This is a genomic window from Enterococcus sp. LJL99 (genome assembly GCF_054871725.1).
This window is the reverse complement of record NZ_JBTXLT010000007.1, coordinates 26663-52241: the sequence shown is the minus strand read 5'-3', so window position 1 is coordinate 52241 and position 25579 is coordinate 26663. Positions and strand designations below refer to the sequence as shown.

At 34.9% G+C, this 25579-nt stretch carries 24 protein-coding genes; 14 read left to right on the top strand and 10 right to left on the bottom strand.

Going from position 1 to position 25579, the window contains the following annotated elements:
- Positions 1-74 precede the first annotated feature (74 nt).
- Entirely contained in the window at positions 75-1184 is a 1110-nt protein-coding gene (locus ACYSNW_RS11640; RefSeq protein ID WP_461744678.1) for an NAD(P)/FAD-dependent oxidoreductase, read from the bottom strand.
- 81 nt (positions 1185-1265) lie between these two features.
- Positions 1266-2018, bottom strand: a complete 753-nt coding sequence (fabI, locus tag ACYSNW_RS11635) for an enoyl-ACP reductase FabI (RefSeq protein WP_461744677.1) — start codon at positions 2016-2018, stop codon at positions 1266-1268.
- 299 nt (positions 2019-2317) lie between these two features.
- Between fabI and fabF the strand changes: the two genes are divergently transcribed.
- The 3 genes from fabF (at position 2318) to efp (ending at position 4888) form a co-directional block, all read left to right on the top strand.
- Positions 2318-3556: a beta-ketoacyl-ACP synthase II gene (gene fabF / locus ACYSNW_RS11630; RefSeq protein WP_461744676.1), complete on the top strand. Its 1239-nt coding sequence runs from the start codon at positions 2318-2320 to the stop codon at positions 3554-3556.
- Position 3557: 1 nt separating this feature from the next.
- Positions 3558-3992: a 3-hydroxyacyl-ACP dehydratase FabZ gene (gene fabZ / locus ACYSNW_RS11625; RefSeq protein ID WP_461744675.1), complete on the top strand. Its 435-nt coding sequence runs from the start codon at positions 3558-3560 to the stop codon at positions 3990-3992.
- 332 nt (positions 3993-4324) lie between these two features.
- Positions 4325-4888: an elongation factor P gene (gene efp / locus ACYSNW_RS11620; protein WP_461744674.1), complete on the top strand. Its 564-nt coding sequence runs from the start codon at positions 4325-4327 to the stop codon at positions 4886-4888.
- An 85-nt stretch (positions 4889-4973) separates the two neighbouring features.
- On the opposite strand, the gene ACYSNW_RS11615 is transcribed toward efp, so the two are convergent.
- From ACYSNW_RS11615 to ACYSNW_RS11605, 3 genes are read right to left on the bottom strand one after another with little or no spacing between them, the layout of a single operon-like run.
- Positions 4974-7124 (bottom strand): transglutaminaseTgpA domain-containing protein, encoded by a 2151-nt coding sequence (locus tag ACYSNW_RS11615; protein ID WP_461744673.1) that lies wholly within the window; start codon positions 7122-7124, stop codon positions 4974-4976.
- Entirely contained in the window at positions 7117-8187 is a 1071-nt protein-coding gene (locus ACYSNW_RS11610) for a DUF58 domain-containing protein (protein ID WP_461744672.1), read from the bottom strand. Before ACYSNW_RS11610 ends, ACYSNW_RS11615 begins: the two co-directional genes overlap by 8 nt.
- Positions 8188-8189: 2 nt before the next feature.
- On the bottom strand, positions 8190-9131 hold the full coding sequence (locus ACYSNW_RS11605) for an AAA family ATPase (RefSeq protein WP_461744671.1): 942 nt from the start codon (positions 9129-9131) through the stop codon (positions 8190-8192).
- Between the two features lie 210 nt (positions 9132-9341).
- Between ACYSNW_RS11605 and proC the strand changes: the two genes are divergently transcribed.
- Positions 9342-10154, top strand: coding sequence for a pyrroline-5-carboxylate reductase (gene proC, locus ACYSNW_RS11600; protein WP_461744670.1), 813 nt, complete (start codon positions 9342-9344; stop codon positions 10152-10154).
- A gap of 23 nt (positions 10155-10177) precedes the next feature.
- Here the strand turns inward: proC and ACYSNW_RS11595 are convergent, their stop codons facing one another.
- Complete coding sequence (locus ACYSNW_RS11595) at positions 10178-10633, bottom strand: GNAT family N-acetyltransferase (RefSeq protein ID WP_461744669.1); 456 nt, start codon at positions 10631-10633, stop codon at positions 10178-10180.
- A gap of 57 nt (positions 10634-10690) precedes the next feature.
- On the opposite strand from ACYSNW_RS11595, the gene ACYSNW_RS11590 reads away from it, so the two are divergent.
- Positions 10691-11098: a YbgA family protein gene (locus ACYSNW_RS11590; protein WP_461744668.1), complete on the top strand. Its 408-nt coding sequence runs from the start codon at positions 10691-10693 to the stop codon at positions 11096-11098.
- A gap of 50 nt (positions 11099-11148) precedes the next feature.
- Here the strand turns inward: ACYSNW_RS11590 and ACYSNW_RS11585 are convergent, their stop codons facing one another.
- Positions 11149-11640 carry a pyridoxamine 5'-phosphate oxidase family protein gene (locus ACYSNW_RS11585; RefSeq protein ID WP_461744667.1) on the bottom strand — a complete coding sequence of 164 codons (492 nt, stop codon included), beginning with the start codon at positions 11638-11640 and terminating at the stop codon, positions 11149-11151.
- Positions 11641-11878: 238 nt separating this feature from the next.
- Here ACYSNW_RS11585 and queG point away from each other — a divergent pair, with 238 nt between their 5' ends.
- The 4 genes from queG (at position 11879) to ACYSNW_RS11565 (ending at position 15887) form a co-directional block, all read left to right on the top strand.
- Entirely contained in the window at positions 11879-13039 is a 1161-nt protein-coding gene (queG, locus tag ACYSNW_RS11580) for a tRNA epoxyqueuosine(34) reductase QueG (protein WP_461744666.1), read from the top strand.
- A gap of 212 nt (positions 13040-13251) precedes the next feature.
- Positions 13252-13743 carry a hypothetical protein gene (locus ACYSNW_RS11575; protein WP_461744665.1) on the top strand — a complete coding sequence of 164 codons (492 nt, stop codon included), beginning with the start codon at positions 13252-13254 and terminating at the stop codon, positions 13741-13743.
- Between the two features lie 5 nt (positions 13744-13748).
- Positions 13749-15104: a PTS cellobiose transporter subunit IIC gene (gene celB / locus ACYSNW_RS11570; RefSeq protein ID WP_461744664.1), complete on the top strand. Its 1356-nt coding sequence runs from the start codon at positions 13749-13751 to the stop codon at positions 15102-15104.
- A 45-nt stretch (positions 15105-15149) separates the two neighbouring features.
- Complete coding sequence (locus ACYSNW_RS11565; protein WP_461744663.1) at positions 15150-15887, top strand: GntR family transcriptional regulator; 738 nt, start codon at positions 15150-15152, stop codon at positions 15885-15887.
- A gap of 84 nt (positions 15888-15971) precedes the next feature.
- Here the strand turns inward: ACYSNW_RS11565 and ACYSNW_RS11560 are convergent, their stop codons facing one another.
- Positions 15972-17768, bottom strand: a complete 1797-nt coding sequence (locus tag ACYSNW_RS11560) for an ABC transporter ATP-binding protein (protein WP_461744662.1) — start codon at positions 17766-17768, stop codon at positions 15972-15974.
- Positions 17768-19507 (bottom strand): ABC transporter ATP-binding protein, encoded by a 1740-nt coding sequence (locus ACYSNW_RS11555; RefSeq protein WP_461744661.1) that lies wholly within the window; start codon positions 19505-19507, stop codon positions 17768-17770. The genes ACYSNW_RS11560 and ACYSNW_RS11555 overlap by 1 nt, the downstream gene beginning before the upstream one ends.
- A gap of 97 nt (positions 19508-19604) precedes the next feature.
- Between ACYSNW_RS11555 and ACYSNW_RS11550 the strand changes: the two genes are divergently transcribed.
- The 4 genes from ACYSNW_RS11550 to ACYSNW_RS11535 all read left to right on the top strand — a co-directional run bounded on the left by ACYSNW_RS11550 (position 19605) and on the right by ACYSNW_RS11535 (position 24139).
- Positions 19605-20369, top strand: coding sequence for a MerR family transcriptional regulator (locus ACYSNW_RS11550; RefSeq protein WP_461744660.1), 765 nt, complete (start codon positions 19605-19607; stop codon positions 20367-20369).
- 240 nt (positions 20370-20609) lie between these two features.
- Complete coding sequence (locus tag ACYSNW_RS11545) at positions 20610-20990, top strand: OsmC family protein (RefSeq protein WP_461744659.1); 381 nt, start codon at positions 20610-20612, stop codon at positions 20988-20990.
- A gap of 53 nt (positions 20991-21043) precedes the next feature.
- Positions 21044-22678 (top strand): peptide ABC transporter substrate-binding protein, encoded by a 1635-nt coding sequence (locus tag ACYSNW_RS11540; protein WP_461744658.1) that lies wholly within the window; start codon positions 21044-21046, stop codon positions 22676-22678.
- Between the two features lie 651 nt (positions 22679-23329).
- On the top strand, positions 23330-24139 hold the full coding sequence (locus ACYSNW_RS11535) for an AAA family ATPase (protein ID WP_461744657.1): 810 nt from the start codon (positions 23330-23332) through the stop codon (positions 24137-24139).
- Between the two features lie 19 nt (positions 24140-24158).
- Here the strand turns inward: ACYSNW_RS11535 and ACYSNW_RS11530 are convergent, their stop codons facing one another.
- A complete protein-coding gene (locus tag ACYSNW_RS11530) occupies positions 24159-24800 on the bottom strand; it encodes a YczE/YyaS/YitT family protein (protein WP_461744656.1) in 642 nt (213 codons plus the stop codon).
- Positions 24801-24890: 90 nt separating this feature from the next.
- Here ACYSNW_RS11530 and yeiL point away from each other — a divergent pair, with 90 nt between their 5' ends.
- Positions 24891-25556 carry a transcriptional regulator YeiL gene (gene yeiL, locus ACYSNW_RS11525; RefSeq protein ID WP_461744655.1) on the top strand — a complete coding sequence of 222 codons (666 nt, stop codon included), beginning with the start codon at positions 24891-24893 and terminating at the stop codon, positions 25554-25556.
- Positions 25557-25579: the final 23 nt, after the last annotated feature.

Sequence of the window (25579 nt, the reverse complement as noted above, 5' to 3'; positions counted from 1 at the left end):
CCAGCGCATAAAAACGAAAAAAGCTTTAAAAACAAACAGCTATAGTTTGTTTTTAAAGCTTTTTAAATTAAGGTTTATTTTTTAGTTTTTATATAAGTATCGATTGGTTTTTGATAAGGCGACCATTCAGAATGTCCAGTATTAAAATACTGAGCCAGAAGATACCCAATATAAGGGCCAGTCGTTAATCCCGAAGAGCCTAAACCACTAGCAACTACAGCGGTATCGTTATCAGGTAAACAATTAAAGAATGGCGCAAAATCAGCTGTATAAGCCCGTGTTCCGACGCGATAAGAGACTGGAAATTTATCAAAAAATCGTTCATCAGCTAAAAAAGGACGTGTAGAGTTTGCTAATTGTGAAAACGCCGCTTTTGTTGGTGTTAGATCATTACCAGCATCATTTTCATGCGTAGCGCCAACAATGATTTGCCCATTAGCAAACGGTATTAAATCACTTTCACCGTCAAGCATCGCTACAGGCCAATGTTGACTATTTTTGTACTCAGTTTCAAAAACTAAAAGTTGTCCTTTTTGTGGTCGAATATCAACGGAATAATTCAAAGGTGCCAATAAATCAGTTGTTCCTGCGCCTGCACACAAAGCAATCATATCAAATTCTTCGGTACAATCTTCAAAAGAAACTGACCAAGAATCTTTCTTATCTTTAAGGGTCACAGAAGCGGAGTTAAAAATGATTCCTTTAGCAATCGCTCTGCTTTTCAGCGTCTGAAGGTAGTTTTCTCCATTTAATTTTCCGCCGCCTGTTAAGTACAGGGCAGGAGTCTTTTTTAAAAGGGGTAATTTTTCAGTTGTTTCGAGTTCTGATACTAATGAAATATTTCCAATCTCAGGTGCATCAATCTTCCGCTCTTCAGCTAACATCATCAAAGAATTTAATTCTTCTTTTTTTCGTAAAATCAGAGTTCCCGTTTGCTGATAAACAGAATCAGGTAAACCAAAATCTTGGTTGAGTTTCGAATAAAAAGCAGCACCATCTTTTGCTAAGTGATACCATTGTTTATTTCTTCTTTTGGATAACCAAGGAGAAATAATTCCAGCGCTGGCTTTTGTGGCTTGTCCGATCGATGAATCAAAAAGAGTCACTGTATATTTTGTTTCATCAATATAATTGGCTAAAGTCATGCCGATGATGCCGCCACCAATAATTGCTAATTTTTTCATGCGTTGCTCCTTAAAAAATGATTATTCACTATTGTTACACAAGTTTCTGATTCGCGCAAATAATCATTTTTTGCTTAGAAATTAGCTTAAATGAACCCCTTTGTCAACGTAGATAATGTCGCCAACGATTCCCGCCGCCAATTCACTAACTAAAAAGGCACAAGTATTCCCAACTTCTTCAATCGTTACGCCAACTTTATCAGGTGTACGTTCTTCGGAGAGCTTAATTAATTGATCGTAATCTTTCACGCCAGTAACAGCTAATGTTTTGATTGCACCTGCTGAGATTCCGTTGACATGAACATTCAGTGGAGCAAACTCAACCGCTAAATAACGAACAGCGGCTTCTAGCGAAGCTTTGGCGATACCCATCATATTGTAGTTTGGTACAGCGCGTTCTGAACCTAAATATGTCATTGTTACGATACCAGCGCCTGGATTTAATAATGGTTTTGCATGATTAGCGACTGCTAAAAATGAATAACTACTGATATCTTGGGCTAAAATGTAGCCGTCTCTAGTAATATCTGTAACATTTCCTTCTAATTCCGTTTTATTAGCAAAAGCAATCGCATGAACTAAGCCATCGATTTTTTCATATTTTTCTTGAATTGTTTGGAAAGCTTCAGCAATTGATTCATCAGAAGCAACATCACATTCTACAAGTAAATCTGTTGGTTCTGCTAATTTTAATAATTGTTTTTTCATACGCTCATTTTGATACGTATAAATAATTTCCGCTCCTTGTTCTTTTAGTGCTTTAGCGCAACCCCATGCAATACTTCTTTTGTTAGCGACGCCCATAACGACGACTTTCTTATCTTTTAAAAACATCTAAGTAATCTCCTTTTAATATTAAATTTAGTTTGTGAAAAGAATAAAATGTCTGTAAAATAATGCCAAATGATGGTTTAATAAAGTTGACGGATGAAAAAACAACTGGTATCATCTGTCTTAGTTATGATAATAATACCACCTAATTGAGAATAAAAAAAAGACAGACATTTTTCTTATGTCTGAATTATTAACTATAATACTTTGATTGTCAAACTATTTATCTGAGTTTTTAAGAAAAAGTGGTTGTAGTTAATAAATTATTTTGATTTGATTATCAAATAAAATGGAGGAAACCAATGAAACGAGTAGTAATTACAGGAATGGGTGCCATTACCCCATTAGGAAATAATGTAAAAGAATATTGGAAAAATTTACTTAGTGGAAAAATCGGTATTGAAAAAATTTCTAAATTCGACTCAGAAAACACAGGCGTTACTTTAGCTGGAGAAGTTAAGGAATTTGATCCAACGGGGATTCTAGATCGAAAAGAGCAAAAACGGATGGATTTGTTTTCACAATATGGAATTGTAGCGGCTTCTCAGGCTTGGGAGATGAGCGGATTATCAGTTGAATCGATTAATCCTAAACGATTTGGTGTAATTGTGGGAAGTGGAATTGGCGGCATGACAACGTTACAAGATCAAGTAAGAGTGATGGATAAAAAAGGAGCGAAACGTGTGACACCATTTTTTGTTCCTATGGTCATTGCTAATATGGCTTCGGGAAATATTTCCATCAAATTTGGTGCAAAGGGAACCTCGCAAACAATTGTAACAGCTTGTGCTTCCGCTACCAATGCAATCGGTGAAGCGTTTAGAACCATCAAATATGGTCTATCAGATGTCATGATTACTGGAGGAACTGAAGCAACAATTTGTGAAATTGGGATTGCTGGATTTGCGGCTTTAAGTGCTTTAAATACAACAGAAGATCCGACTCGAGCTTCGATTCCTTTTGATAAAGAACGGAAAGGATTTGTGATGGGTGAAGGTGCTGGAATGTTGGTTTTAGAAGAATTAGAGCATGCGCAAGAACGCGGAGCAACGATTTTAGCTGAAGTGGTCGGCTATGGAAGTAATTGCGACGCTAATCATATGACAGCACCATTAAAAGATGGAAGTGGAGCTGCTGATGCAATGGAATTAGCTTTAGCTGAAGCCGGTGTCAATCCAAATGAAGTAGGTTACATCAATGCTCATGGGACATCAACTCCAGCAAATGATGCAGCTGAAACTGCTGCAATTAAAAAAGTTTTTGGTGAAAATGCTTCAAAAATTGCTATTTCCAGTACAAAGAGTATGACAGGACACTTATTAGGTGCCGCAGGAGGAATTGAAGCAATCGCTTGTGTAAAAACATTAGAAGAAAATATCGCTCATCCAACGGCCGGTTATCAAGAACAAGATCCAGAATGTGATTTAGATTATGTGACGACAGGTGCTCGTGAAGTTGAAACGAACTATGCCATTAGTAACTCATTTGGTTTTGGTGGTCATAATGCGGTGATTTGTTTGAAGAAATGGGAGGAAGCTTAAGATGAAAAAAATTATGGATGCAACTGAAATTATGGAAATGATCCCAAATCGTTACCCGATTTGTTTTATCGATTACGTAGATGAGATTATTCCTGAAAAGAAAATTATTGCCACAAAAAATGTCACAATCAATGAAGAATTTTTCCAAGGACATTTTCCAGGTAATCCAACGATGCCAGGTGTTTTAATTATTGAAGCATTAGCGCAAGTGGGTTCGATTTTGATTTTAAAAATGGAACAATTCAATGGTGAAACGGCTTATATTGGTGGAATCAACAAAGCTAAATTCCGTCAAAAAGTGGTTCCAGGTGATGTGTTAAAACTTCATTTTGAAATTGTCAAAATCAGAGATTATGTAGGAATTGGGAAAGCAACTGCGTTTGTTGAAGACAAAAAAGTTTGTGAATGTGAACTAACGTTTATTGTGGGGCGCTAAATTTGCTAACGGACAAATAAAAGTCAGCTTTTTGAGCGTGCTTTTTAGCAACTTATTAAATTAATTTGAATAAAAGTGCGATTTAGCTCATCTCTTTAAGGAAAGTCTACCGATTATCTAGATTAAGCCTTGTAAATTTGCTATAATGTTTTTGGATTGAATTAAAACGAAGATAATAGGGTCAAATAGATGCCGTTATTTGCACGAAACTGAAAAGACATTGGTCAGAAGAGTTCTTGTCAGATACAGGTCTTCTATTTTACCGCTTATTTTGGTGGAGTAAGTGGAAATCATCTACTTATTCGCCCCTACAAGAGAAGGAGAATCAGACAATGATATCAGTAAGCGATCTTAGAGCAGGTATGACATTTGAGCAAGACGGTAAATTAATTCGAGTAATGGATGCCAATCACCATAAACCTGGAAAAGGAAACACAGTTATGCGTATGAAATTGAAAGATGTTCGTACGGGAGCAACGACAGATACAACGATGCGTCCAGATGATAAAGTGAAAAAAGCATTCCTTGAAACAAAACCAGTACAATATTTATATAGTCAAGATAACATGGCTATTTTTATGGATTTAGAAACGTATGAACAATACGAAATCCCAACTTCTGTTATCGATGAAGAATTAAAATATATTTTAGAAAATATGGAAGTTAAAATTCAATTCTTCGGCGACGAAGTAATCGGTGTAACTTTACCAACTACAGTTGTTTTGGCTGTTAAAGAAACACAACCTTCAATTAAAGGAGCAACAGTTTCTGGTTCTGGTAAACCAGCGATTATGGAAACAGGTTTAGTTGTTAATGTGCCTGACTTTATTGAAGAAGGTGAATTATTAGAGATTAATACGCAAGAAGGTACGTACTTAAAACGTGCTTCTAAATAATTCAATGAACTGAGCAATTGGGGCGATGAGCCCAAATAAGAGGTTGGAATAAAAGGAAAAATCCTTTTGTTCCAACCTCGCTTTTTTAGTTCGCTTTTTTCAAAGAAGTTAATAATTTTGCCAGATGTGTCAATAACCCTGCATAATCAGAGGCACTTGGTTTTTGTTGACCATAAAGTGATTGTTCATACATTAGGGTTGCTTGAATGAAGGCACCATGACATTCAGGATATTTTTTTTCAAAGCGTTGCGCATAATCTTTTAAGGGTTCATTTTTTTCCCGAGCAAGAATTTTTTCAGCTTTTTTTAGTAATAGGCTATAGCTAGATGCAAAATCAGCTTTCGTTCGTTTTTGATACAAATTAAAATATAACCAGAAAAAGTTTTTATAGTAGAAAAATCCGATAATACTCAACAAAAGAAAGCCTAAAAAGAGACCTGTCAATTTCACTAGTTTTGTCCAATCAAGTGATTCAGCATCCGTTTCGTCTTTTTGACTAGAAGTTGAAGTCGTGCTACTAGAAGTCGATGTTTCACTTGTCGTTGAACGCTCATTACTTGTAGATGATGATTCCTTCGAATTAGTGGATTGAGTTTCACTACTATTACTGTCAGTGGATTCATTTGTCGCTTCAAATCCAGGCGTGGGTTCAAAAGGAATCCAACCATAGCCTTCAAAATAGACTTCAGGCCACGAGTGAGCATGACTATTACGAATGGCATATTTTTTATTTTTGTTAGAAGTTTCTACCACATCTCCTGGCGCAAACCCCTTGGCCCAACGACTAGGAATCCCCACGGATCTTAACAAAACAACCATAGCACTGGAAAAATTATCACAGTAGCCAGTTTTTGTTTCAAAAAGAAAGTGATCGACATAGTCTTTGTCTTCCGGCGTATAGGCAGCATCTGTCTTAGAATAACGGTAGGAACCATCTGTTTTTAAGTATTGTTCGACCGCTTTGACTTTATCATATAAAGTAGTTTTCGATTCAGTCAAAGATAAGGCTAATTCCTGAACTTGCCCAGGTAACGTATCTGGCAGTTGTCTTTCTGCTTGTAGGGAAGACAGGGCATTCACGGGAACTTGTTCTAAATCATTTATTGTATAATCTGGTTCTTGAAAGGATAATAGTAATTCTTTAGGTCGTTGCTCAAAATTCAAACGATTTTTCATCTCAATTAGTTCTACTCGTTTATTATCAGTCAATGGAATTTGAACGTTTCCATATGGAAGTGGTAAATAGGTATCATTCGTATTGAAGACTAGCTTACTCGTTGTTTCTTCCTTGAAGCGTCCGCGATAATCAGTATCTGAAAATGTGAGAGGAGTTTTGGTTTTGGTCGTTTCTGAATTTGCCATCCAGCCTTTTCCCGTATAGTATCGTTTTGTTTCAACTCGCCAATAATGTTTGGTTGTTTGCTCTGCGGTGAACAGTATCGTCAAGTCATCATTAATCGGCCCACCGAGTTGCTTGTCATCATCGCTAAAACCAGTTGCAGATTGATTAGGCAAGCCATAACGATTGATTTGTTGATAAATTCCTTTTGAATTTAAATAGGTTCTAATCGGAAGTGTCTGCTCTATCAAAAATAGCTTTGATTTTGGAAATAGGGTCGGAACATAAAAAGCACTTAGTCCGATTACCCCACATAAAATAGTAGCTAGGACAAATAGTTTTCGGCTGTCATTTTTACTTAACGCTTGACTATAAATTTGGTAAAGATACAGCAATAGAAAAAGGCTGGCAATACTTAAAATACACCATTCAAGCTGTAATTGATTGACTAACATAAGTGAAAAAAGGTAGCCGATAATCACTGAAAAACTAAGTACCCATTTTTCATAATGAATAACCAAGACGCTCAATGCGATAATCAACATTAAAATAAAAAGCATAGCAGCCGAGGCAGGCATATAACTCAATGTTCCGTTAGAGATACTTTTAAAAATAGTTTGTAATCTAGCGAAAAAACTGGCAAGCCAAGTAAAACCAAACGAATGATCACTAGGAAAGTAATAGTACAAAGTAAAAAAATAACTGGTAATCAAGAAGCTTAGACGAAGCCACCAATGTTCAAAACACAGGTTGATTAAACAAAATAAACCAATCATTAAGCCAAGAAATAATGAATGCTCTAGCTTATAAACTGTTAGAAAAGGTGGATAAGCACAAAGCAACACGAGAAAACAAATTAAGGCATAAACCCATTTTTCTTTGATTCGATTAAGCATGCTTGTCGCCCTCCTCTCCAATCAAAAGCACTTGATCTTGAGAAAAAAGAAAAAGTTGTTTTTCTTTAAAAGCGATAACCGAAACTTCATTTCTATTTGCTAACTCTAGCAGTTGAGTAGTTAATGGTTCGGTCAGCTCTGGAGCAAAAATAAGCAACTTTTCTCCTGTAGGAAAAGTAGGCAGCAGCCGGGGTTCAATCGGTCGCATAGAAGCAAACAAAGAATCACGATCTTGTTGTTCTTGTTTATCCGCCAAGATTGTTTCTTTAAACTTTGTTTGCGTAGAAAGAACATGAGAAAAAGAATAGTAAATAGCTAAAATTGTTTCAAATTGTTCATGAACAACGCCATAAAAGACTAACCGAAAAGTATTTTCTGTTTCATGTTCGTATTCTTTGACAATTAACTCACCTTTTTTACTGGATTGCTTCCAGTCAATCACTTTAAGAGCGTCACCAGGTTGATAAGTTCTAAACGTTCGAATCATTGTTGTTGGTTGCCCTAATGTATTGCGAAAAGAAGTTGAACTAAGAACAAGTTGTTTTTTCAATTCTAATGCTAGTTCATGCTTGTACTCGGGAAGAACCATAAAAGGGCCTTTTACTTGATAAAACGATGTTTTAGAAAAAAAATCCAATAAGTCAAAACTTTTCATTGTGAGAGATAAGGTTTCAAAAATTCCTCTCTGACTAGGCGTAAAGTCAATCTCAATCATTTTCTTCTTGCCAGTATACAAAGGAAGTGAAGCACATTGTTCCTTGGTTGAAGCTAAATAAATAGATACAAGCGGAATTGGAACAAGCGTTGGACGATAACGAAAAAAAGTGAGCTTAAGTCTATTTTTTTTGTTAACCACCATTCTTGACTGCTCTAAAGTTTCAACGTGTATTTTTTTCGTTGATGGAAGAAAACTAAGGACATCAATCAGTAATAAAAAAGTTAAAAAGAAAAATAAAACCCAACCAGCTTCTTTGTTAAAACTCACTGTATAAAAAAAGACGAAAAGATAAAAAAATAAAAAAACTAAGAGACGAGTGAGATGTTTATTCAATAACCTTTTCATTCCTATCGCCTCACAGGAACAGGAATTCTGCGAATGATTTGATCAAGAATTCTTTGAACTCTTTCAGTAGAAGAAGCTGCACCATTTTTTAATATGAGTCGATGGGCAAAAGTAGCTGGTAAAATATATTGTAAATCTTTTGGTGTAACAAAGGTACGTCCTTCTGTCAAAGCAAAAGCTTTCGCCGCTTTAACAAAAGCAAGTGCGCCTCGAGGACTGATGCCCAATAATAGTTCTTCTGATTCTCTCGTCGCATGTACTAACTGTAGGGCATATCTTGCAACTTGTGGATCCATGTAAATCGATTGAGCTAATTGTTTTAATTCGCGGACATCTTCAATCGATAAAACTTGTTGAACTTGCTTTAGCTGTTCATTGGTAGGGTTTAGTAGCAAGGATAATTCGTCAGAAAATTCTGGATAACCAATGTGCAGTCTAAATAAAAAACGGTCCAGTTGTGCTTCAGGTAAGGGAAAGGTTCCTTCATAATCAATTGGATTTTGTGTAGCTAAAACAAAGAAATTTTCATTCAATTCATACGTATGGTTATCGATTGTTACGTGATTTTCAGACATCGCTTCTAGTAGAGCCGCTTGGGTTCGAGGGGTTGCTCGATTAATCTCATCGGCTAACAAAACGGTGGTGAAAATAGGTCCTGAACGAAATTCAAATGCTTGTGAAGCGGTATTATAAATTGAAACACCTAAAATATCATTTGGTAAAAGATCAGGTGTAAATTGAATTCTATTATAGGTTCCATGAGTAGCTTTCGCCAATGCTTTGACTAAAACGGTTTTACCAACCCCAGGAATATCTTCAAAGAGTACATGACCACCAGCCAAAAATGCAGCGACAGTCAACTGAATCACCTCTTTTTTTCCTAAAATAACCTTTTCCATTTCATTTATTAATAAAGCAATTTTTCTTTGAGCTGATTCATGCATAAATTAACTCACTCCTTTTGTATTATTGTATAGATAACGATAGATCGACGCAATAGGTGAAACAAAATTTATCAAATACACAAACAATCAGTTTCTATTTTTATTCAATTCTTATTTTCTAGTATTCAATTGAAGGATATGCTACTCTAAAAGAAGCAAAGGACAGTTTATGAATATAGTTGAAAGTAGGAAAAAGGAAGGGGTCATTTTATGAAAATCGGTTTTATTGGGACTGGCAATATGGCAACAGCTATTATTCAAGGGATAGTGGAAAAAGAATTTATCAAAGCGGAAGAAGTGTACTTATTTGATGTATTGACAGATAAGGTAAATGCACTTAGCAAAAAAGTAAATGGACACGCTTGTGATTCGGTGGAAGAATTGATTCATGCGGTGGATATAGTTGTACTGGCAGTGAAACCAAATGTGGTCGAAACAGTTTTAAATCAAACTAAAGAACTTATTTTAGCTAAACAACCAGTGCTCGTTTCAATTGCTGCTGGGACACCGCTAGAAAAAATATATGGGTACCTGGATACTGAGCAGGCAGTTTCAATTGTGCGTGTGATGCCAAATGTCAATGCTATGATTGGTTTAGGTGCAGCCGCCGTTTGTGGTAATCAATTTGCAAGTGATGAACAAATTGAGGCGGTGGTCGAATTATTTGAAGCAGTTGGATGTGCTTGGAAAGTGTCAGAAAAAGATTTTTCCGCTTTTACAGCGTTGGCTGGCAGTTCACCCGCCTATGCTTATTTGTTTATTGATAGCTTAGCTCGTGCAGGGGTAAAACATGGCTTGTCTAAAGAATTAGCTACACAATATGCGGCACAAGCGGTTTTAGGTAGTGCGAAAATGATAATAGATAGTGAAGAAAATCCGTGGACCTTGATTGATCGGGTTTGTTCTCCTGGAGGAACAACCGTTGCGGGCTTACTCGCTTTAGAAGAAGAAGCATTTATTGCAACGGTTGTAAAAGGGATTGACGCAACAATCGCCAAAGATCAAGAAATGAATCAAAAATAGTAAAAGTAAACATTCAAGTATCGTTAAAAATGATACATATAAATTAGCTCGTTCTCTTCATCACGTTGATTTGTATAATAAAATCCCATTGATTCATATAGCTTTCGCGCAACATGATTCTCTTCTTCAACCGTTAAAGCGAGAGTATCAGATTTACGATTATTTTCCTGTTTGATGACGCTAATAATTTCCGCTAGGGCTTTTTTACCATAGCCTTGACCTTGATACGTTTTATCAATCAAGAAATGCCAAAGGTTATAAAGTTGTTCTTCTGTATCGAAAATAACTGACAGATAGCCAACCAATTGATTACCTGAATAAATAGCACAGGGAGTTGTGACTTCCCTAAAGACGTAAGCATAAGCTAAACTTTTTGCTGTAGAAGCGACGTAGGCTTCCTGATGTTCTCTAACCTTAAGATCTAAGACTTCATCGATAGTGGTTGCATCTACAGGATGTAATACGATAGTTTGTGTCATAAATGGTTCTCCATATTTTTATTTAAAAGTCAATTAAAAACGAAAGGGGCTTTGCTAATGATTGGAGCTAAACAGAAAGAATGGGCAATTTTAAAATATTTGATTCTTTCAAAATCACAAAATGATTATCGACAAATCAGAAAATTATTTCAAAATCATTCTTGGGACGCTGAAAAGGAAGCTGTATTTCAAGCGTTGCTTCAACATGCAATGGCTGAACCACCTAAGAAAGGAAATCTAATAAATGCTTACCAACATGTTTGGGGCTATTTTAAAACGATAGCAACACTAGAAGAAAAAAAACACTATGAACAATTGTTAATTGCCTTTTCGATAGACACAGATGAACTAAAACCGTTTTTAAAACAGTTGACGCTAAAATATCAAGAATCCTATCTTCTACAATCGGCTTTGCTTTTTGAAGAAAAGGGGAAGCAAATTTTGAAAAAAGAGTGTGAACAGTAGATTAGGAAACTTAAAAATAGAATGAACGATTTCTTAGCTTACTGTGCCAGTTATTCTGTTAAATGCTCTTTTCCAGTTAGTGAATCAATCATGATTTTAATGATTCCTGTTCCTTTTACCACGTTTTCTGGAAGAGGATTGAAATGAGTTAAATCTTTTTTTGTTTCATGAATCATCAAGCGTTCTAACGCATGGATTTTTTCTTCGAATTCATCAATAAATGTGGCTGTTCCATAGCCAATAATTGATTGGTAGGCGAATGAATATTTTTCAGCAATTTTTCCCGTTTCAATCAACGCATGATTGGTATCTAATTGAATACAAACATTTGGATTTTTCTTGATTAAACTAACCTTTTTTCCTTGTCTAGCTCCATGAATATAAAGTATTAGTTGTTCATTTTCAGTCCACTCATAGCCATAATTCACAGGGACAACATAGGGATAACTTTCATCAAATAATCCTAAATGTACGATATGAGCTGAATCAACTATTGCTTTGAGTGTTTCTTTTTCGATAATTTCGCGTTCTTTTCTGCGCATGAACCTACTCTCCTTTTATAGCAAGTTATTTTTTTGAAACAAATTCTACTTTTATTTTACAACAATTGAATTTATATTTATAGAACAGAAAATGAATAGGATGACTATTTTTCTAATTTAGTTGAAAAACTTCGTTCTAAAGCCTAGCTTAAGCACAATATAAAGGTAAAAAATGTAGGCTTCGGTTATAATTTTTTTAGACAGATTCAATAAATGATTAATAGATAAGGTGGCGTATATGACACTCAAAGAGCAGATAATTGCAGAAAGTAAACGTTTAGGGATTGATAAAATTGGTTTTGCTTCCGCGGCTCCTTTCATAGAGCTAGAAGATTCATTAAATGAGCAAAAAGCTCGCGGCTACAATTCAGGATTTGAACATCCAGTAGTAGAAGAACGGATTTATTTAGAAAAAACATTTGAAAATCCGCAAACAATTATTTCCATTGCGTTAGCCTATCCAACTAAAATAAAGGAAGCAATTCCAAAAGATGAAAAACGAGGACAGTTTGCCAGAGCCTCTTGGGGAATTGACTATCATGAAATTCTTCGTGACCGCTTAGGAAAATTGATTTCATTTATTCAATCACAAGCAAATACAATTCAAGAACAGGAACAATGGCGTTTTGCTCCGCAAGTCGATACGGGAGAACTAGTGGATGTTGCAGTTGCCCAGCGAGCAGGATTAGGTTTTATCGGTAGAAATGGGTTATTGATTACTGAAGAATTTGGTTCTTTTGTGTACTTAGGTGAAATTGTGACAAACATCCAATTTGAAGTAGATGAACCTGGAGTTTTTGGTTGTGGAGACTGTACGCGTTGTATTACTGGTTGTCCAACACAAGCATTACTAGGAGATGGTCGGATGAATGCCAAAAAATGTCTATCCTATCAAACCCAAACCAAAGAGATGATGCCAGAAGAATATCGAAAAAAAATGCGCAATGTAATTTATGGTTGTGATATTTGTCAGTTAGTTTGTCCCTATAATCAAGGCAAGGATTTTCATTTTCATTCAGAAATGGAACCTGAAGTAGAGACCGTTTATCCTAAGTTGAGACCAATGTTACAAATGTCCAATAAAGAATTTAAAACGAAATTTGGTCATTTAGCAGGTTCTTGGCGCGGAAAAAAACCGTTGCAAAGAAATGCCTTGATTGCTTTAGCTAATCTTGGCGATCGTAGCGCACTTCCCGATATTTATACATGTACCAAAGATGTTCGTCCTGTAATTAGAGGAACTGCAGTGTGGGCTATTGGCAAATTAGGTAACCGAGAGCCAGAAAAATGGCTAGAAAAGCTAGAAGTGATGAAAGAAGACGAAACAGATTCAGAGGTTTTGGTGGAAATTAAGCAAGCCGAAAAACAATTGAATCAAAAAAATAAGAAAAAAAGATAAACTTGCTAAATTTAACTAATCTAGCAAGTCTATTTTTTGTAGTAAAATATTGCATTAAGCTGTATACGTTTACAAATAAAAAAAGCTATGCTAAACTATACTTGTTCGAACAAGTGGGAGGAGGGGATTTATGATTTGGTGATAAAAAACTAGGTAAGATTTAAAATCTTTTAGTTAAAAAAGACTAAAAGGAAAAGGAGAAGTAAGCAATTATGGAAAATACATCGAATAAAATTAATAAGCGCTATAATTTAACGAATCTTTCATTTAATCGTTTTTTAGTCTTTAGATACACAACAGCTATTTTTTTCTTTATTAACTTATATTGGACTATGTTATCTTTTGAAACGATTAGTAAAGGAAATCTATTACCGATTTTTTTATTAATGATTGATACCGCTATCATAGTAGAACAGACTAGAAAATATTGGAATCCCTCCAATCAATTGACACTGACAAGAATCGGTTATAGCATTCAAATCGTTATTAATTTGATTAGTGTCATCTTTATTTTATCTGGTTATCAACAGCTTCTTTTCCCATTTTTCAATGAAAAAGGACAACCACTGTTAATTGTCTTACTTTTATTAGGTTGTGCAATCAGTTCTTTTATTGAATGGCGTGCTTGGCAAATTGAACATAATAAAGATTCATATTTAACGCATATGAATACTATAAAAAATATGATGAAAGAAGACAGGTGATTACTATGGATTCAGAGAACAAATTATTTAAATTTTTGAACAATTATTTAATGGGACCAATGGGAAAAATTTCTCAATTTAGAATTGTACGAGGCGTAATGGCTGCTGGGATGGCTTCGATTCCTTTTACAATTGTTGGCTCAATGTTTTTGATTATAAGTGTCTTACCACAAACGTTTTCAGCATTACAAGGAATTTGGGATGTTTCATTTAATCGAGTTCAAAATTTATATATGCTTGGTAATATGGCAACAATGGGTATTTTAGCTTTGTATTTCTGTATTGTTTTTGGGTATGAATATACTAAAATTCAAGCGCAAGAAGAAAAAATTAATCTAAATCCATTAAATGGTGCTTTATTGTCAATGATGGCCTATTTTATGTGTTTACCAGAATTGATTTTTGAAAATGGTACAGCTACATTGATTACTCTAGTGACTGATGATAAAAAAATCATCGATGGTTGGGAAATGTCTGGTGGGGTTACACGTTTAGGAACAACAGGTATTTTTACAGCAATCATTATGTCAATCATTGCCGTCAAAATTTATGCATTGTGTGTTAAGCGTAAATGGGTCATCAAAATGCCTGAAACTGTTCCAACAGGTGTTTCTAGTTCATTTACTGCATTGATTCCTACTGTTTTAACCGCATTATCAGTAATTATTATTAACGGTCTTTTAGTTGCTTTAGGAACAGATATTTTCAAGATGATCGCGATTCCATTTAGCTTTGTCACTAATTTAACGAATACATGGTTAGGATTATTAGTCATTTACTTCTTGATGCATGCGCTTTGGATCGTGGGGATTCATGGTGCTACAATCGTAACTTCATTCTTGACGCCAATCGTTTTATCTAATATGGTTTTGAATCAAGGGGGCGCTAATATTCCATTTGCTGGTGAATTTAATAATAGCTTTGTTACCATCGGTGGTTCAGGTGCAACGTTAGGAATGGTTATTTTCATCACATTCTTTGCTAAATCAACACAATTAAGTGCCTTAGGGAAAGCAGCGATTGTTCCTTCTTTCTTTAATATCAATGAACCTATTTTATTTGGGATGCCAGTAGTATATAATCCTTATACAGCGATTCCATTCTTTTTAGCTCCGATGAGTTCAATGTCTGTTGCTTATTTTGCCATTAAGTGGCACTTAGTTAATCCACCGATTGCTCAAGTTCCATGGCCAACTCCATTAGGTTTATCAGGATTTATTGGTTCAGGTGGCGATTGGCGTGCCTTTGTCTTAGGTGTTGTCTGTGCCGTTATCGCTTTTGTGATTTGGTTCCCATTCATTAAATTCTACGATGGTAAATTGTATCATGAAGAACAAGCAAAAGCGGCTACTTTGAGCTAAGAGATCACTTCGCTTCATATTTTTAAGTGAAAAGAGGTTTATTAAATGACCAAACCTAAAAAATCAATCGATATCACAACCTTAGTACAGGAAATGATTGTTGCTATTCAAAATGGAACATTAGCCGATGAAAAAGGCAAATTACCAGGTGAATATAAATTGATGGATCACTATCAAGTTTCTCGTTACGCATTAAGAGAAGCTTTGAGTAAGTTGAATGAAATGGGGTATCTTTATCAAGCAAGGGGAGTGGGTTCCTTTGTACGACCAAGACGCCATGAACGAGTGATGACTTTACAAAATTCACTAGATTTTACCGAAGAAATTGCTCGGCAAGGAAGAACGCTCCAAACTGTAAAAGCTACACAGCAAATACTTACGGTTGCAGAAGCTGATTTTTTACCGGAAAATTATCAATTATTCCCTGATTTACAGTTGATAGAAATCGAGCGATATAGGACTTTGGATGATGAACCTTATCAAATCGAAAAATCGTATTATCTAAAAAACTTAGCGGAAGAAATTCCCGAAAAAATTATGTATGATTCAGTCTTTCATTTTTTTGAACAGGAGAAAGCACTGAAAATAGGTTTTCTTGATAAAGTGATTAGTTGTGCACCGTTAATGGAAGTTGGCGCCGATTTTTTCAATTTACCAGTAGGAGCCCCCACCTTGATAGTAAGGGATGATACCTTTTTGATTTCTGGGGAATTATTTGCTTTTTCTAAAATTTGTTACGATTATCGTAAAGCAGAGCTATTTATGTTTAAAAAGACGTATTGATTTTTACTAAAATAAAAAGGTGAAACAAAAGCAACTCTTTGCCAATTTTGGCATTGAGCGAACGCTTTTGTTTCACCTTTTTCATTATGTTTGCTGGAATTGGCTATTATATAAAGTAGCGTATAGTGAATCTTCAGCTAATAATTCTTTATGCGTGCCTTTTTCAACAATATCGCCATCCCTCATGACTAAAATTAAATCTGCATTTTCGATTGTTGAAAGACGATGAGCAATTACGAAACTTGTTCGACCACTCGTTACTTCATTCATTGCTTTTTGAATATGTGCCTCTGTTCGTGTATCAACACTAGAAGTTGCTTCGTCTAAAATGACGACAGGTGGATCAGCTAAAATAATGCGGGCGATTGTTAATAGTTGTTGCTGCCCTTGAGATAATAACCCACTTTCACTAGAAATAATCGAGTCATAACCATCAGGTAATGTTCGGATAAAGTGATCACATTGCGCGATTTTTGCTGCTTCAATGATTTCTTCTCGGCTGGCATCCATTCGACCATAAGCAATATTATCGGCAATTGTTCCTTCGAATAACCACGTATTTTGTAAAACCATACCAAACATTGCGCGTAAATTACTACGTGAAAGAGACGTAATATCGATTCCGTCAAAGGCAATGGCTCCTTGATTTAATTCATAAAACCGCATTAATAAATTGACCAGAGTTGTTTTTCCTGCGCCTGTTGGACCAACGATAGCAACCATTTGTTTTGGTTTGACCTCAAAATCAACTTGATTCATTAAGATTTTTTCTGGCGTATAACCAAACTGTACGTTTTTAAAGGCAATGGCTCCTTCAGGTTGGTGGATGACTTGTAGCTTTTGAGCTTCTGGAACATCTTCTTTCGCATCTAAAATCTCAAAGATTCGATCGATGGCAGCCATCGCTGCTTGAATCGAGTTGATGACATATGAAGCAGTTGAAATTGGTTCAGAAACTTGATTGATATATTGTAAATACGCTTGCAGTAGTCCAATTGTGATCGCCCCTTGTACAACTAAAAAGGCACCTAAAATCGCACTAATAATAAAAGCTAATTGATTGATTAAACGAATTGCAGGGTAAATGGCAAAATTGAGAAACTGAGCATTTAAGAAAGCTTTATAATGTTTTTCGTTTGTTTCAGCAATCGTTGCTTTGGCTTGTTCTTGTTGATTAAACGTTTTTGTCACTAAATTTCCTGATAAAAATTCTTCTGTTTTATTATTTAGTTCCCCTAATTCTGCTTGACTTTCTTCAGCTAATTCTTTATTTTTGTTGGCTATTTTTCCGGTTAAAAATGAACTAGTCGCAATTAGCAAAATGACGATCAATGTTAATTTAACATCGATATAAAAAAGCATCATCCCTGCAAAAATGATTGTTGAGATTGAGGTGAAAAATTGATTGATGCCTGTCAATAATACTTGTGATAATTGATTTAAACTTGTAGTTGTTCGCGTTAAAATATCACCGACTTGATGCGTATCAAAAAAGGATAAAGGCAATGCCTTGAATTTTTTCGTCACTTCTTTTCGCACACGTAAAGTAATTTTTTCACTTAAAGAAGACATTACTCTTTCTTGAATATAAGAAAAAAGACTACTTAAAATAGAGAAAACAATTAGTAAAATTACTGGTATCAGCAATGCCTCTTGGGCTAATGAAAAAGTCATGTTGGACAATCCTACGCGTTGAATGGATGCAAGTAAGTCATCAATAGCAATCCCCATTACAAAAGGCATAGCAATTACAAGCGCATTTCCAATCAAACTACAGACAATCAATCCCACAAAAATGGGATATTCAGGGCGAATCAATTGTAAAAAACGCTTAAATGTCTTTTTGTCGATTTTTGTTGTTTCTGTGTTTAATGATTCCATCAGGCATCCTCCTCTACTAATAAGCCTTGCGAACGGGCGAATTCTTGATAGGTCGTGTTTTCTTGTAGCAGATTTTCATGCGTTCCTTGTCCAACAATTTTTCCTTCATCTAAAACGATAATATGATCGGCTTGTTTAATGGTACTCAATCGTTGAGCAACGATTAACAAGGTTTTATTTTTCATATTTTTTTTCAGTGATGATCGTAAAGCCGCATCCGTTTGATAATCAAGAGCTGAGAAACTATCGTCAAAGACGTAGAGATCAGCAGGTTTAATCAATGCCCGAGCGATACAAAGACGTTGCCTTTGTCCACCAGAAAAATTCGTTCCGCCTTGGGCGACAAAAGAATCATACCCATCAGCTAAAGTAGCCAAATAGCTAGACAATTGGGCAATTTCAGCGGCTTGATCCATTTCAGCAATCGTTGCGTCTGATTTGCCCATAGCTAAATTACTTTTAATCGTACCACTGAATAAAAAAGCTTTTTGTGGAACATAACTGATTTTGTCTCGAATCTCAGTTTGGGATAACTCTCTAAGATCTCTGCCACTAAATAGAATTGCCCCTTTAGTGACATCATTCAATCGTAGCAATAATTTTGCAATCGTGCTTTTTCCAGAACCAGTCCCACCAACAATCGCGGTTGTTTTCCCGACAGGAATGGTAAAATCAATTTCTTCAAGTACTGGCTCATCTGCTTTACCATAGCTAAAAGATACATGATTAAATGTAATCAATGCTCCTTCATTTTCTTCATTCGTCTTGGTTATAGTTGATTCTGGATCAGTGATTTCAACTGTTTTGTTTAAAACCTCTTCGATTCGTTGAACAGAAGCGAAAGACCTAGGCATCATAACAAGAACCATCGCAGCAATCATTAAATAGGCTAATGTCAGTAACGAGTATTCCACAACAGCAGAAAGTGTCCCGATTTGAAGAGTTCCAACGGCTACAAAGTGACCGCCAACCCATAAAATAGAAGAAAAAACAATGCCCATCAGTAAAAAAGCGAGTGGTGTAATCCAAGCAAAAATTTTATTGACTTTAATCATACCTGTAGCATAATCAGCAAACTGTTGATTCGTTCGTTTTTCTTCATAATCTTGATTATTGAATGCACGAATCATATTGATGCCAGTAAAAAATTCTCTTAACGTGACAATCACTTTATCCATTTTCGGTTGAATCTCTAAGGAAAGAGGAGTTCCTTTTTTCATTAAATAGGTAACGACTATGCCAAATAAGACAATTGCAATCAAGGGTACAAGGGCTAGCGTAGCCGAATATGTATACGTCATATATAATGAAAAAACTGCAATGATTGGTGCCGGTAAAATCAACTGTAAAAATAAAACAATCATCTGCTGGATATTATCAACGTCACTCGTCATTCGAGTCAATAGAGAACCTGTTCCAAATGAGTTCGTATCCTTTATTGAAAAAAGTTGCAGTTTATCAAAGAAAAGTGTCCGTATTTCAAAACCAAATTTCGCAGCAACTTTTGCGGATAAATAACTAGCTACAATTGCTGAGATAGCTCCAAATAAAGCCATAGCAATCATTTGAATGCCAATGAATAAAATAATATTTCGTTCACCGCTGGCAATTCCTTCATCAATCAATTGCCCAACTAGCATGGGTACGCCTAATGTACCGATAATTTGTAAACATAAGAAAATAACAGTCCAAAACATTAAACGCTTATTTTTCTTAATAAAAAAATGAATAATTTTCATCAATTATTCCTCCTTTAGTTAATCCTAAAGAATTCTACACCTTCAAGTTACTTGAAGGTCAACTTTTTTTGTTTATAATAATAGATGAGGTGATCATATGGAAAAAGAAAAACATTTTACTGTCGGACAAGTAGCCGAGTTTATGAATTTATCAAAGTCAAAGATTCGTTATTGGGATGACATGGGCTTGCTTACTCCATCAAGAAATCAGGAAAATGGCTATCGTTTATTTGATATAGAAGATATTTTGACGATCAGCGATATTGCTTTTTATCGAAAATTAGACATTCCAATCAATAAAATGAAAAACCTATACCGACGTTCACCAGAAGAATTATGGGCGATTTTAGATGAAACAGAAAAAAAAGTTTCTTTAGAAATGGCGAATTTAGAAATAAAACATGCTGGACTCAAACAACGAAAAAAACAATTACTTGATTTAATTGAATTAAAAGAACATGAATTTATTGAAGTTCCCTTTGACATCAGACGAATTATTTCGATTGATTTAAATGATCCTAGAGAACTACAAGGGTATATTGAAAATCCGACCAATCTAGTGATATATATTGATAAGAAAAATCCTTCAGAAATTGTTAATGGTTTTGCGGTGGAGCTAGATGAATTTATTGATGAGCCGACGATTTGGCAAGTAGAAAGTCCACATACGAGAAAATATCAACAGTTTCTATTGATTTTAGAATCAGAAAATCCGCAGAATAATAATGCTAAAGAGAAACGAAGTCGTTTAGAGAAAGCTGGTTTTTCAACAGGGACGCTTATTGGTCGCTATGTTATGACGATGACGAATGAAGAAAATAAATATATCGACTACTATAAAGCGTGGATTGAAATAGATTAGAAGTTGAAGGAATTATAGATGAGGAGAAGGACAAAAGCAAAAAAATGCATTTATTACGATAAATCATAGAGAATAGAGTGCTCCGCTGATTCGTCGCTAGTTGGTGATAGTTTATAACTATCAAGTGGAGTCAAAAGTTATTGCCATTACGATAAAAGTTGATTTATGATAGAAGTATATAATAATTGATAAGATAAAAATTTATAAAATAGTAATTGAATAGGATGCTGGAGGAAAAAAATGGAATTAATTTCGGGAAAACAAGGATTTGAATTGGTTAGCGAAAATGGTAATTGGATTTTGAAAAAAGAGATTGGTTTTTCACCTGTCGAAATGCTGGTTGCTTCGGTGGGCGCTTGTGGTGCCTATGTTTACGAAAAAGTTTTGACCAATTCTGGAATTACTTACCAAGTAGAAAATGTCACAATCGATTACGAACGGGCAGAGGATAAACAAGCAAAACCTGTTAGCAAAATCAGTATTTTATTTGTGTTAAGTAATGTACCGCAAAATGAACAAGCAAAAGCAGAACGCGCGATGGGGTTGATTGGGAAAAATTGTCCGGTCATTCAATCATTGGACGCCTCTATTGAAGTGAGTGAAGTTGTTCGTTTTATTTAAAGAAAAGAGCTATTGTTGGTTTAGAATTGTTTGGGTTTGAAAAGGAGAAGAAAATGAAAAAAGTACTTGCTTTAAGTATCATCACACTGTTGTTGGTCGTTGGTTGTGGCACCTCTAAAAAAGAAGAAACTTCTGAAAACAAAACGGAAAAAACTAGTATTCATTTCACTGAACCTGCAGAGTTACTTACTTTAGATACGACACAAGAAGAAGATTTTACTAGTTTTAATGCTCAGAATCAAGTATTGGAAGGCTTGTATCAATTAAATGAAAAAGACGAAACAATCCCTGCTGTAGCCAAAGAGTTGCCCAAAATTAGTGAAGATAAACAAACCTATACGATTAAATTACGAGACGATGCAAAATGGTCAAACGGAGACCCAGTAACAGCAGCTGATTTTATTTATGCTTGGAGAAGAGCTGTGACACCTGAAACAGCACCATCCTATGCTAGTTTATTTGTTGGTTCGATAAAAAATGCGGAAGCTATTTATGATGGGAAAATGAAACCAGAAGAGTTAGGGGTTCAAGCACCAGATGATCATACCTTAGTTATTGAATTAATTAAACCAATCCCTTACTTTACCTCCTTACTAACATTTGAAACCTTTTTCCCGATTAATCAAGCCTTTGCAGAAAAACAAGGGACGAATTATGGAACATCAAGTGATACCACCCTTTATAATGGTCCGTTTGTTTTAGAAGGTTGGACACAAAATGCTGATAGTTGGAGTTATGTAAAAAATCCACACTATTGGGATGCTAAGAACGTGAATATCGATGAAATTAAAACCACCGTTGTTAAAGAAACTAGTACGGCGGTCAATTTATATCAAACAAATGAAATCAATCGAGTAGTGCTAGATGGTGAATTTTCTAAACAATATAAAAATGATGCTGATTTCGTCAATCAAAATGATACAAAAATGGGCTATTTACGTTTTAATCAAGGCGAAAGTACGCTTAAAAATGTAAATTTACGTAAAGCTATTGCCTTAGCAATTGATCGTAATGCGTTTGTCAAAAATATTTTAGGGGACGGGTCGTTAGCTGCGACGGGCTTTGTACCGAAAAATTTTGTTCAAAACCCTGAGACGGGAGAAGATTTCCGCACTGAAAATGGAGAATTACAAACATTTGATCAAACCAAAGCAGTTCAAGCCTTCGAACAAGCGAAAAAAGAGCTTGGAGAAGAAACGATTAAACTGACCTATTTAACAACTGACTCAGATTCAAATAAAAAAATTGCGGAGTATTTAGCAGGACAAGTCGAAACAACGTTGCCTGGACTTTCTTTTGAAATTGCAACGCTACCAAGTAATAATTTACAAGAACGCTATTTGGCTGGCGAGTATGATATTGCTTTTGGGCAATGGATGCCAGATTTTAAAGATCCGATTACTTTTTTAGATATGTTTGAATCGACATCAGGATTGAACCATGTGAATTATAATAATCCTAAATATGACCAATTAATCCAAGCGGCAACGACAACAGATGCAGGAAATGAAGAAAAACGTTGGCAAGATTTATTGCAAGCTGAAAAAGTGCTGCTTACCGAAGATTATACAATTGCTCCAATTTATCAACAACAAACAGCCTTACTACAAAATAAAAATATCACAGGAGTTGTAAAACATAGTTTTGGTTCTCCTTATAGTTTTAAATATATCAAAGTAAAATCGTGAACATAAAAACACGTCAGAAAAAATTGCGTACGTTTATTTTCTGACGTGTTTTTTAGAATCTTTTTTGCTATTTAGCAGTGATGAGCTATACTTAAGATACTAAAAGCGTTAAATTTATTCGTGGATGAGGTGGGTGAGACAAAAGTAAAGAACACTTTTGTTTAATCTCTTAAAACCGAACAAACAGCATAAAACAATCAGAATCTCGGCAATTTCCTAATCAGCATTCATTGCAAAAAGCGCAATAACTGCTGATTCGTCCAATTGCTCAATTCTAAGCGATTGTTTTATGACCTGATAAACATTGGTGCAAAAGCAGCTACTACGCTGCGTTTCGATCACAACAATTTCTAAGAGTTAAATCTCTAAGAATTGAAGGCTTCAGAAATAAGCCGAAATTGTTGTAAAACACAGGGAATGAAATAAGCTGATGTTGCACAATACCTACTCGGTTACCAAAAATTTGAAGAGCACCAAGTAGGAATCATTCAACATCGACAAGAAACCTTTCGTGTTTCTTGTCATTTTTGGAAATTCCTTCTTATTACGATAACTCACGAAGAATGCAGTGATTCGATGATACATCGTACCTACTTGGTTCTCGGAGCTAACCGCTTTTGTTCCAATCTCTTATTTAAAAGGAGTTCAAAAATGCGTTATATTAGATGTTTTCAATTATCCAATCAATTAGTCAAAAATCCCAATATTTATCCTTATAATGTTCTTAAAAATAAATCTGGTGAACTGATTTTACTTGATGGAATCACTATTTTCTATGGAAATAATGGTTCTGGGAAATCAACGCTACTTAATCTTTTAGCAACGAAATTAAAGATTAAAGGGGCGGTACCACCACCTAAATACGGCAAATTAGATTATTTTCAACGATATATAAAAGAGATGACTGTTAGCTTTGAAACGTTGGAAGATAGCTCAAGATTACAAAAAATCCCTGAAAATAGTCGATATTTAAAAAGCGAAGATATTTTATATGAAATTAAAAAAATTCAGCAAGAAACTATTTTACAAGAAGGGTATCATTATGAACGAAGACAATTTGGCATGACTAAAGAAGAGTGGTCTGTACATAAAGAATCCTATGCAATGCAACAACAAATGGAACGCCGGATGTTTGCTCAAGAAAAATATTCGAATGGGGAAACAGCTATGCAAATTTTTGAGGACTACCTAGCGCCAGATGGACTTTATTTTTTAGATGAACCAGAAGCTTCATTATCCGCTGAAAATCAAGTGAAATTAGCAGCATTAATCAACGAAGCTTCAAGGTTACTAGGATGTCAATTTATTATCGCGACGCATTCTCCATTTTTGTTAGGCTCATTGGAAGCAACAATCTACAATTTAGATTTGGAAGGGATACAAAAAAGTCGTTGGACACAGCTGGAAACCGTTAAATTTTATGAACAATTTTTTGCTCAAAGAAGAAATGAATTTCAGTAAGATTTACTCATAAGAACGATTACTCATGAATCTCTATAACCGCACTATTTTTTTCTTTATTTTCATAAACGGAAGTTGTAAAGGAAATTACACCAGAAAGTAAAAATAAACTGATGATTGTTCCTTCACGAATATAAAGCGGAAGATCCCAAATCATTGAAATCAACAATGAAGTAATGACTGAAAAAAGATCTACACCGTATCTAAAAAAACGAAAAGGAATCTTTGTTTTGTTGCCTAGTTGTTGACAAACGCTTTCGATTGGAAAACGAAGAACATTTAAGTGAATCACGCGACCCGTAGCAAAACCAGCGATACATGTTCCTGAAATAAAAAGTAGAATATTAAGGAAGTAAGATTCAATAGTTAAATCATTTAAAATTGAGTAAGAAAAGAAATTAATGATTGAACCTAAGCCTAAAATCGATAAAAAAATTAAACTGTAGTTTTTGATTTCTTTTCCACCAGTTAACAAAATATAGAAGAGTAAAAAAATTCCATTCATTAAAAAAGTGATTGTCCCGATTTTAATGCTACTGATTGCCGAAAGAGCTGCATTCAAGGAATTAAAGCTACTGACACCGATATCTGCTTTCAAGGTTAAACTAATTCCGATGCCACTCAAGATATAAAAACAAAGCGATTTAAATACGTTGTTCATGTTATTGCCTCCTAATAAGTATTGTTATTTCGAAGTTTATGCTATAGTAGAAAAAAATAATAGGAGATATCTCCTGTTTTGGAGGGAGAAATGAAAAAATATCGATTTTTAGACTACCCAAACAGAGCAAAACTTAATCTTGCACAAGCGCAGGAATATTTTTCAACAGAATTACTTGCTCAAGGATCTATCTTTCAGTTTGATTCGAAGGAGTTTATTGTTCGATTTGATCAAAAATTAGACTTTTTATTTTTGATTCTTAGTGGCAAAGCGAAGATTTATATGGTTCATGAAAATGGAAAACGATCATTATTACAGTTTTTAGAACAAGGGAATCTAATTGGAGAGCTTTCACTTTTAGCAGTAGAAGATCAAGTGAAGGATGTTGTTGCGATTGATTCTTGCGTTTGTTTTGCCATCCCATTTGTTCAAGCGAAAAAGGAATTATTAGAAAATCCAGTTTTCTTACGGCAGCTTAGTAACTTTCTAGGTCGAAAAGTATTAAAACGAGTTGATCATTTTTCACAGAATCAGAATTATGAATTAAAGTATCGTTTAGCTGCATATATCAAGCAAACAGAAGTAGCGGGTCATTACCAAGAGAAACATACCGAAACAGCGGAGTTTTTAGGTGTAAGTTATCGACATCTAACTTATACGATTGATGGCTTTAAAAAGGAAGGAATTCTTACTAAAAAACAAAATTATTTTTTAGTTAACTTTGAAAAATTAAACAAGTATTTAATTGAAAAATAAATAAAAAGAGCGCTCAATTCAAA

Coding starts and splice junctions, on each gene's coding strand:
- ACYSNW_RS11585 (WP_461744667.1), bottom strand. CDS start 11,640: ATGCGCAGAAAAGAACGCGAAATTATCGAAAAAGAAACACTCAAAGCA.
- efp (WP_461744674.1), top strand. CDS start 4,325: ATGATATCAGTAAGCGATCTTAGAGCAGGTATGACATTTGAGCAAGAC.
- ACYSNW_RS11530 (WP_461744656.1), bottom strand. CDS start 24,800: ATGAACAACGTATTTAAATCGCTTTGTTTTTATATCTTGAGTGGCATC.
- ACYSNW_RS11590 (WP_461744668.1), top strand. CDS start 10,691: ATGATTGGAGCTAAACAGAAAGAATGGGCAATTTTAAAATATTTGATT.
- ACYSNW_RS11605 (WP_461744671.1), bottom strand. CDS start 9,131: ATGCATGAATCAGCTCAAAGAAAAATTGCTTTATTAATAAATGAAATG.
- ACYSNW_RS11545 (WP_461744659.1), top strand. CDS start 20,610: ATGGAATTAATTTCGGGAAAACAAGGATTTGAATTGGTTAGCGAAAAT.
- yeiL (WP_461744655.1), top strand. CDS start 24,891: ATGAAAAAATATCGATTTTTAGACTACCCAAACAGAGCAAAACTTAAT.
- ACYSNW_RS11535 (WP_461744657.1), top strand. CDS start 23,330: ATGCGTTATATTAGATGTTTTCAATTATCCAATCAATTAGTCAAAAAT.
- ACYSNW_RS11555 (WP_461744661.1), bottom strand. CDS start 19,507: ATGAAAATTATTCATTTTTTTATTAAGAAAAATAAGCGTTTAATGTTT.
- fabF (WP_461744676.1), top strand. CDS start 2,318: ATGAAACGAGTAGTAATTACAGGAATGGGTGCCATTACCCCATTAGGA.
- ACYSNW_RS11565 (WP_461744663.1), top strand. CDS start 15,150: ATGACCAAACCTAAAAAATCAATCGATATCACAACCTTAGTACAGGAA.
- ACYSNW_RS11610 (WP_461744672.1), bottom strand. CDS start 8,187: ATGAAAAGGTTATTGAATAAACATCTCACTCGTCTCTTAGTTTTTTTA.
- ACYSNW_RS11640 (WP_461744678.1), bottom strand. CDS start 1,184: ATGAAAAAATTAGCAATTATTGGTGGCGGCATCATCGGCATGACTTTA.
- ACYSNW_RS11615 (WP_461744673.1), bottom strand. CDS start 7,124: ATGCTTAATCGAATCAAAGAAAAATGGGTTTATGCCTTAATTTGTTTT.
- ACYSNW_RS11560 (WP_461744662.1), bottom strand. CDS start 17,768: ATGGAATCATTAAACACAGAAACAACAAAAATCGACAAAAAGACATTT.
- celB (WP_461744664.1), top strand. CDS start 13,749: ATGGATTCAGAGAACAAATTATTTAAATTTTTGAACAATTATTTAATG.
- queG (WP_461744666.1), top strand. CDS start 11,879: ATGACACTCAAAGAGCAGATAATTGCAGAAAGTAAACGTTTAGGGATT.
- proC (WP_461744670.1), top strand. CDS start 9,342: ATGAAAATCGGTTTTATTGGGACTGGCAATATGGCAACAGCTATTATT.
- ACYSNW_RS11575 (WP_461744665.1), top strand. CDS start 13,252: ATGGAAAATACATCGAATAAAATTAATAAGCGCTATAATTTAACGAAT.
- fabI (WP_461744677.1), bottom strand. CDS start 2,018: ATGTTTTTAAAAGATAAGAAAGTCGTCGTTATGGGCGTCGCTAACAAA.
- ACYSNW_RS11540 (WP_461744658.1), top strand. CDS start 21,044: ATGAAAAAAGTACTTGCTTTAAGTATCATCACACTGTTGTTGGTCGTT.
- fabZ (WP_461744675.1), top strand. CDS start 3,558: ATGAAAAAAATTATGGATGCAACTGAAATTATGGAAATGATCCCAAAT.
- ACYSNW_RS11595 (WP_461744669.1), bottom strand. CDS start 10,633: ATGACACAAACTATCGTATTACATCCTGTAGATGCAACCACTATCGAT.
- ACYSNW_RS11550 (WP_461744660.1), top strand. CDS start 19,605: ATGGAAAAAGAAAAACATTTTACTGTCGGACAAGTAGCCGAGTTTATG.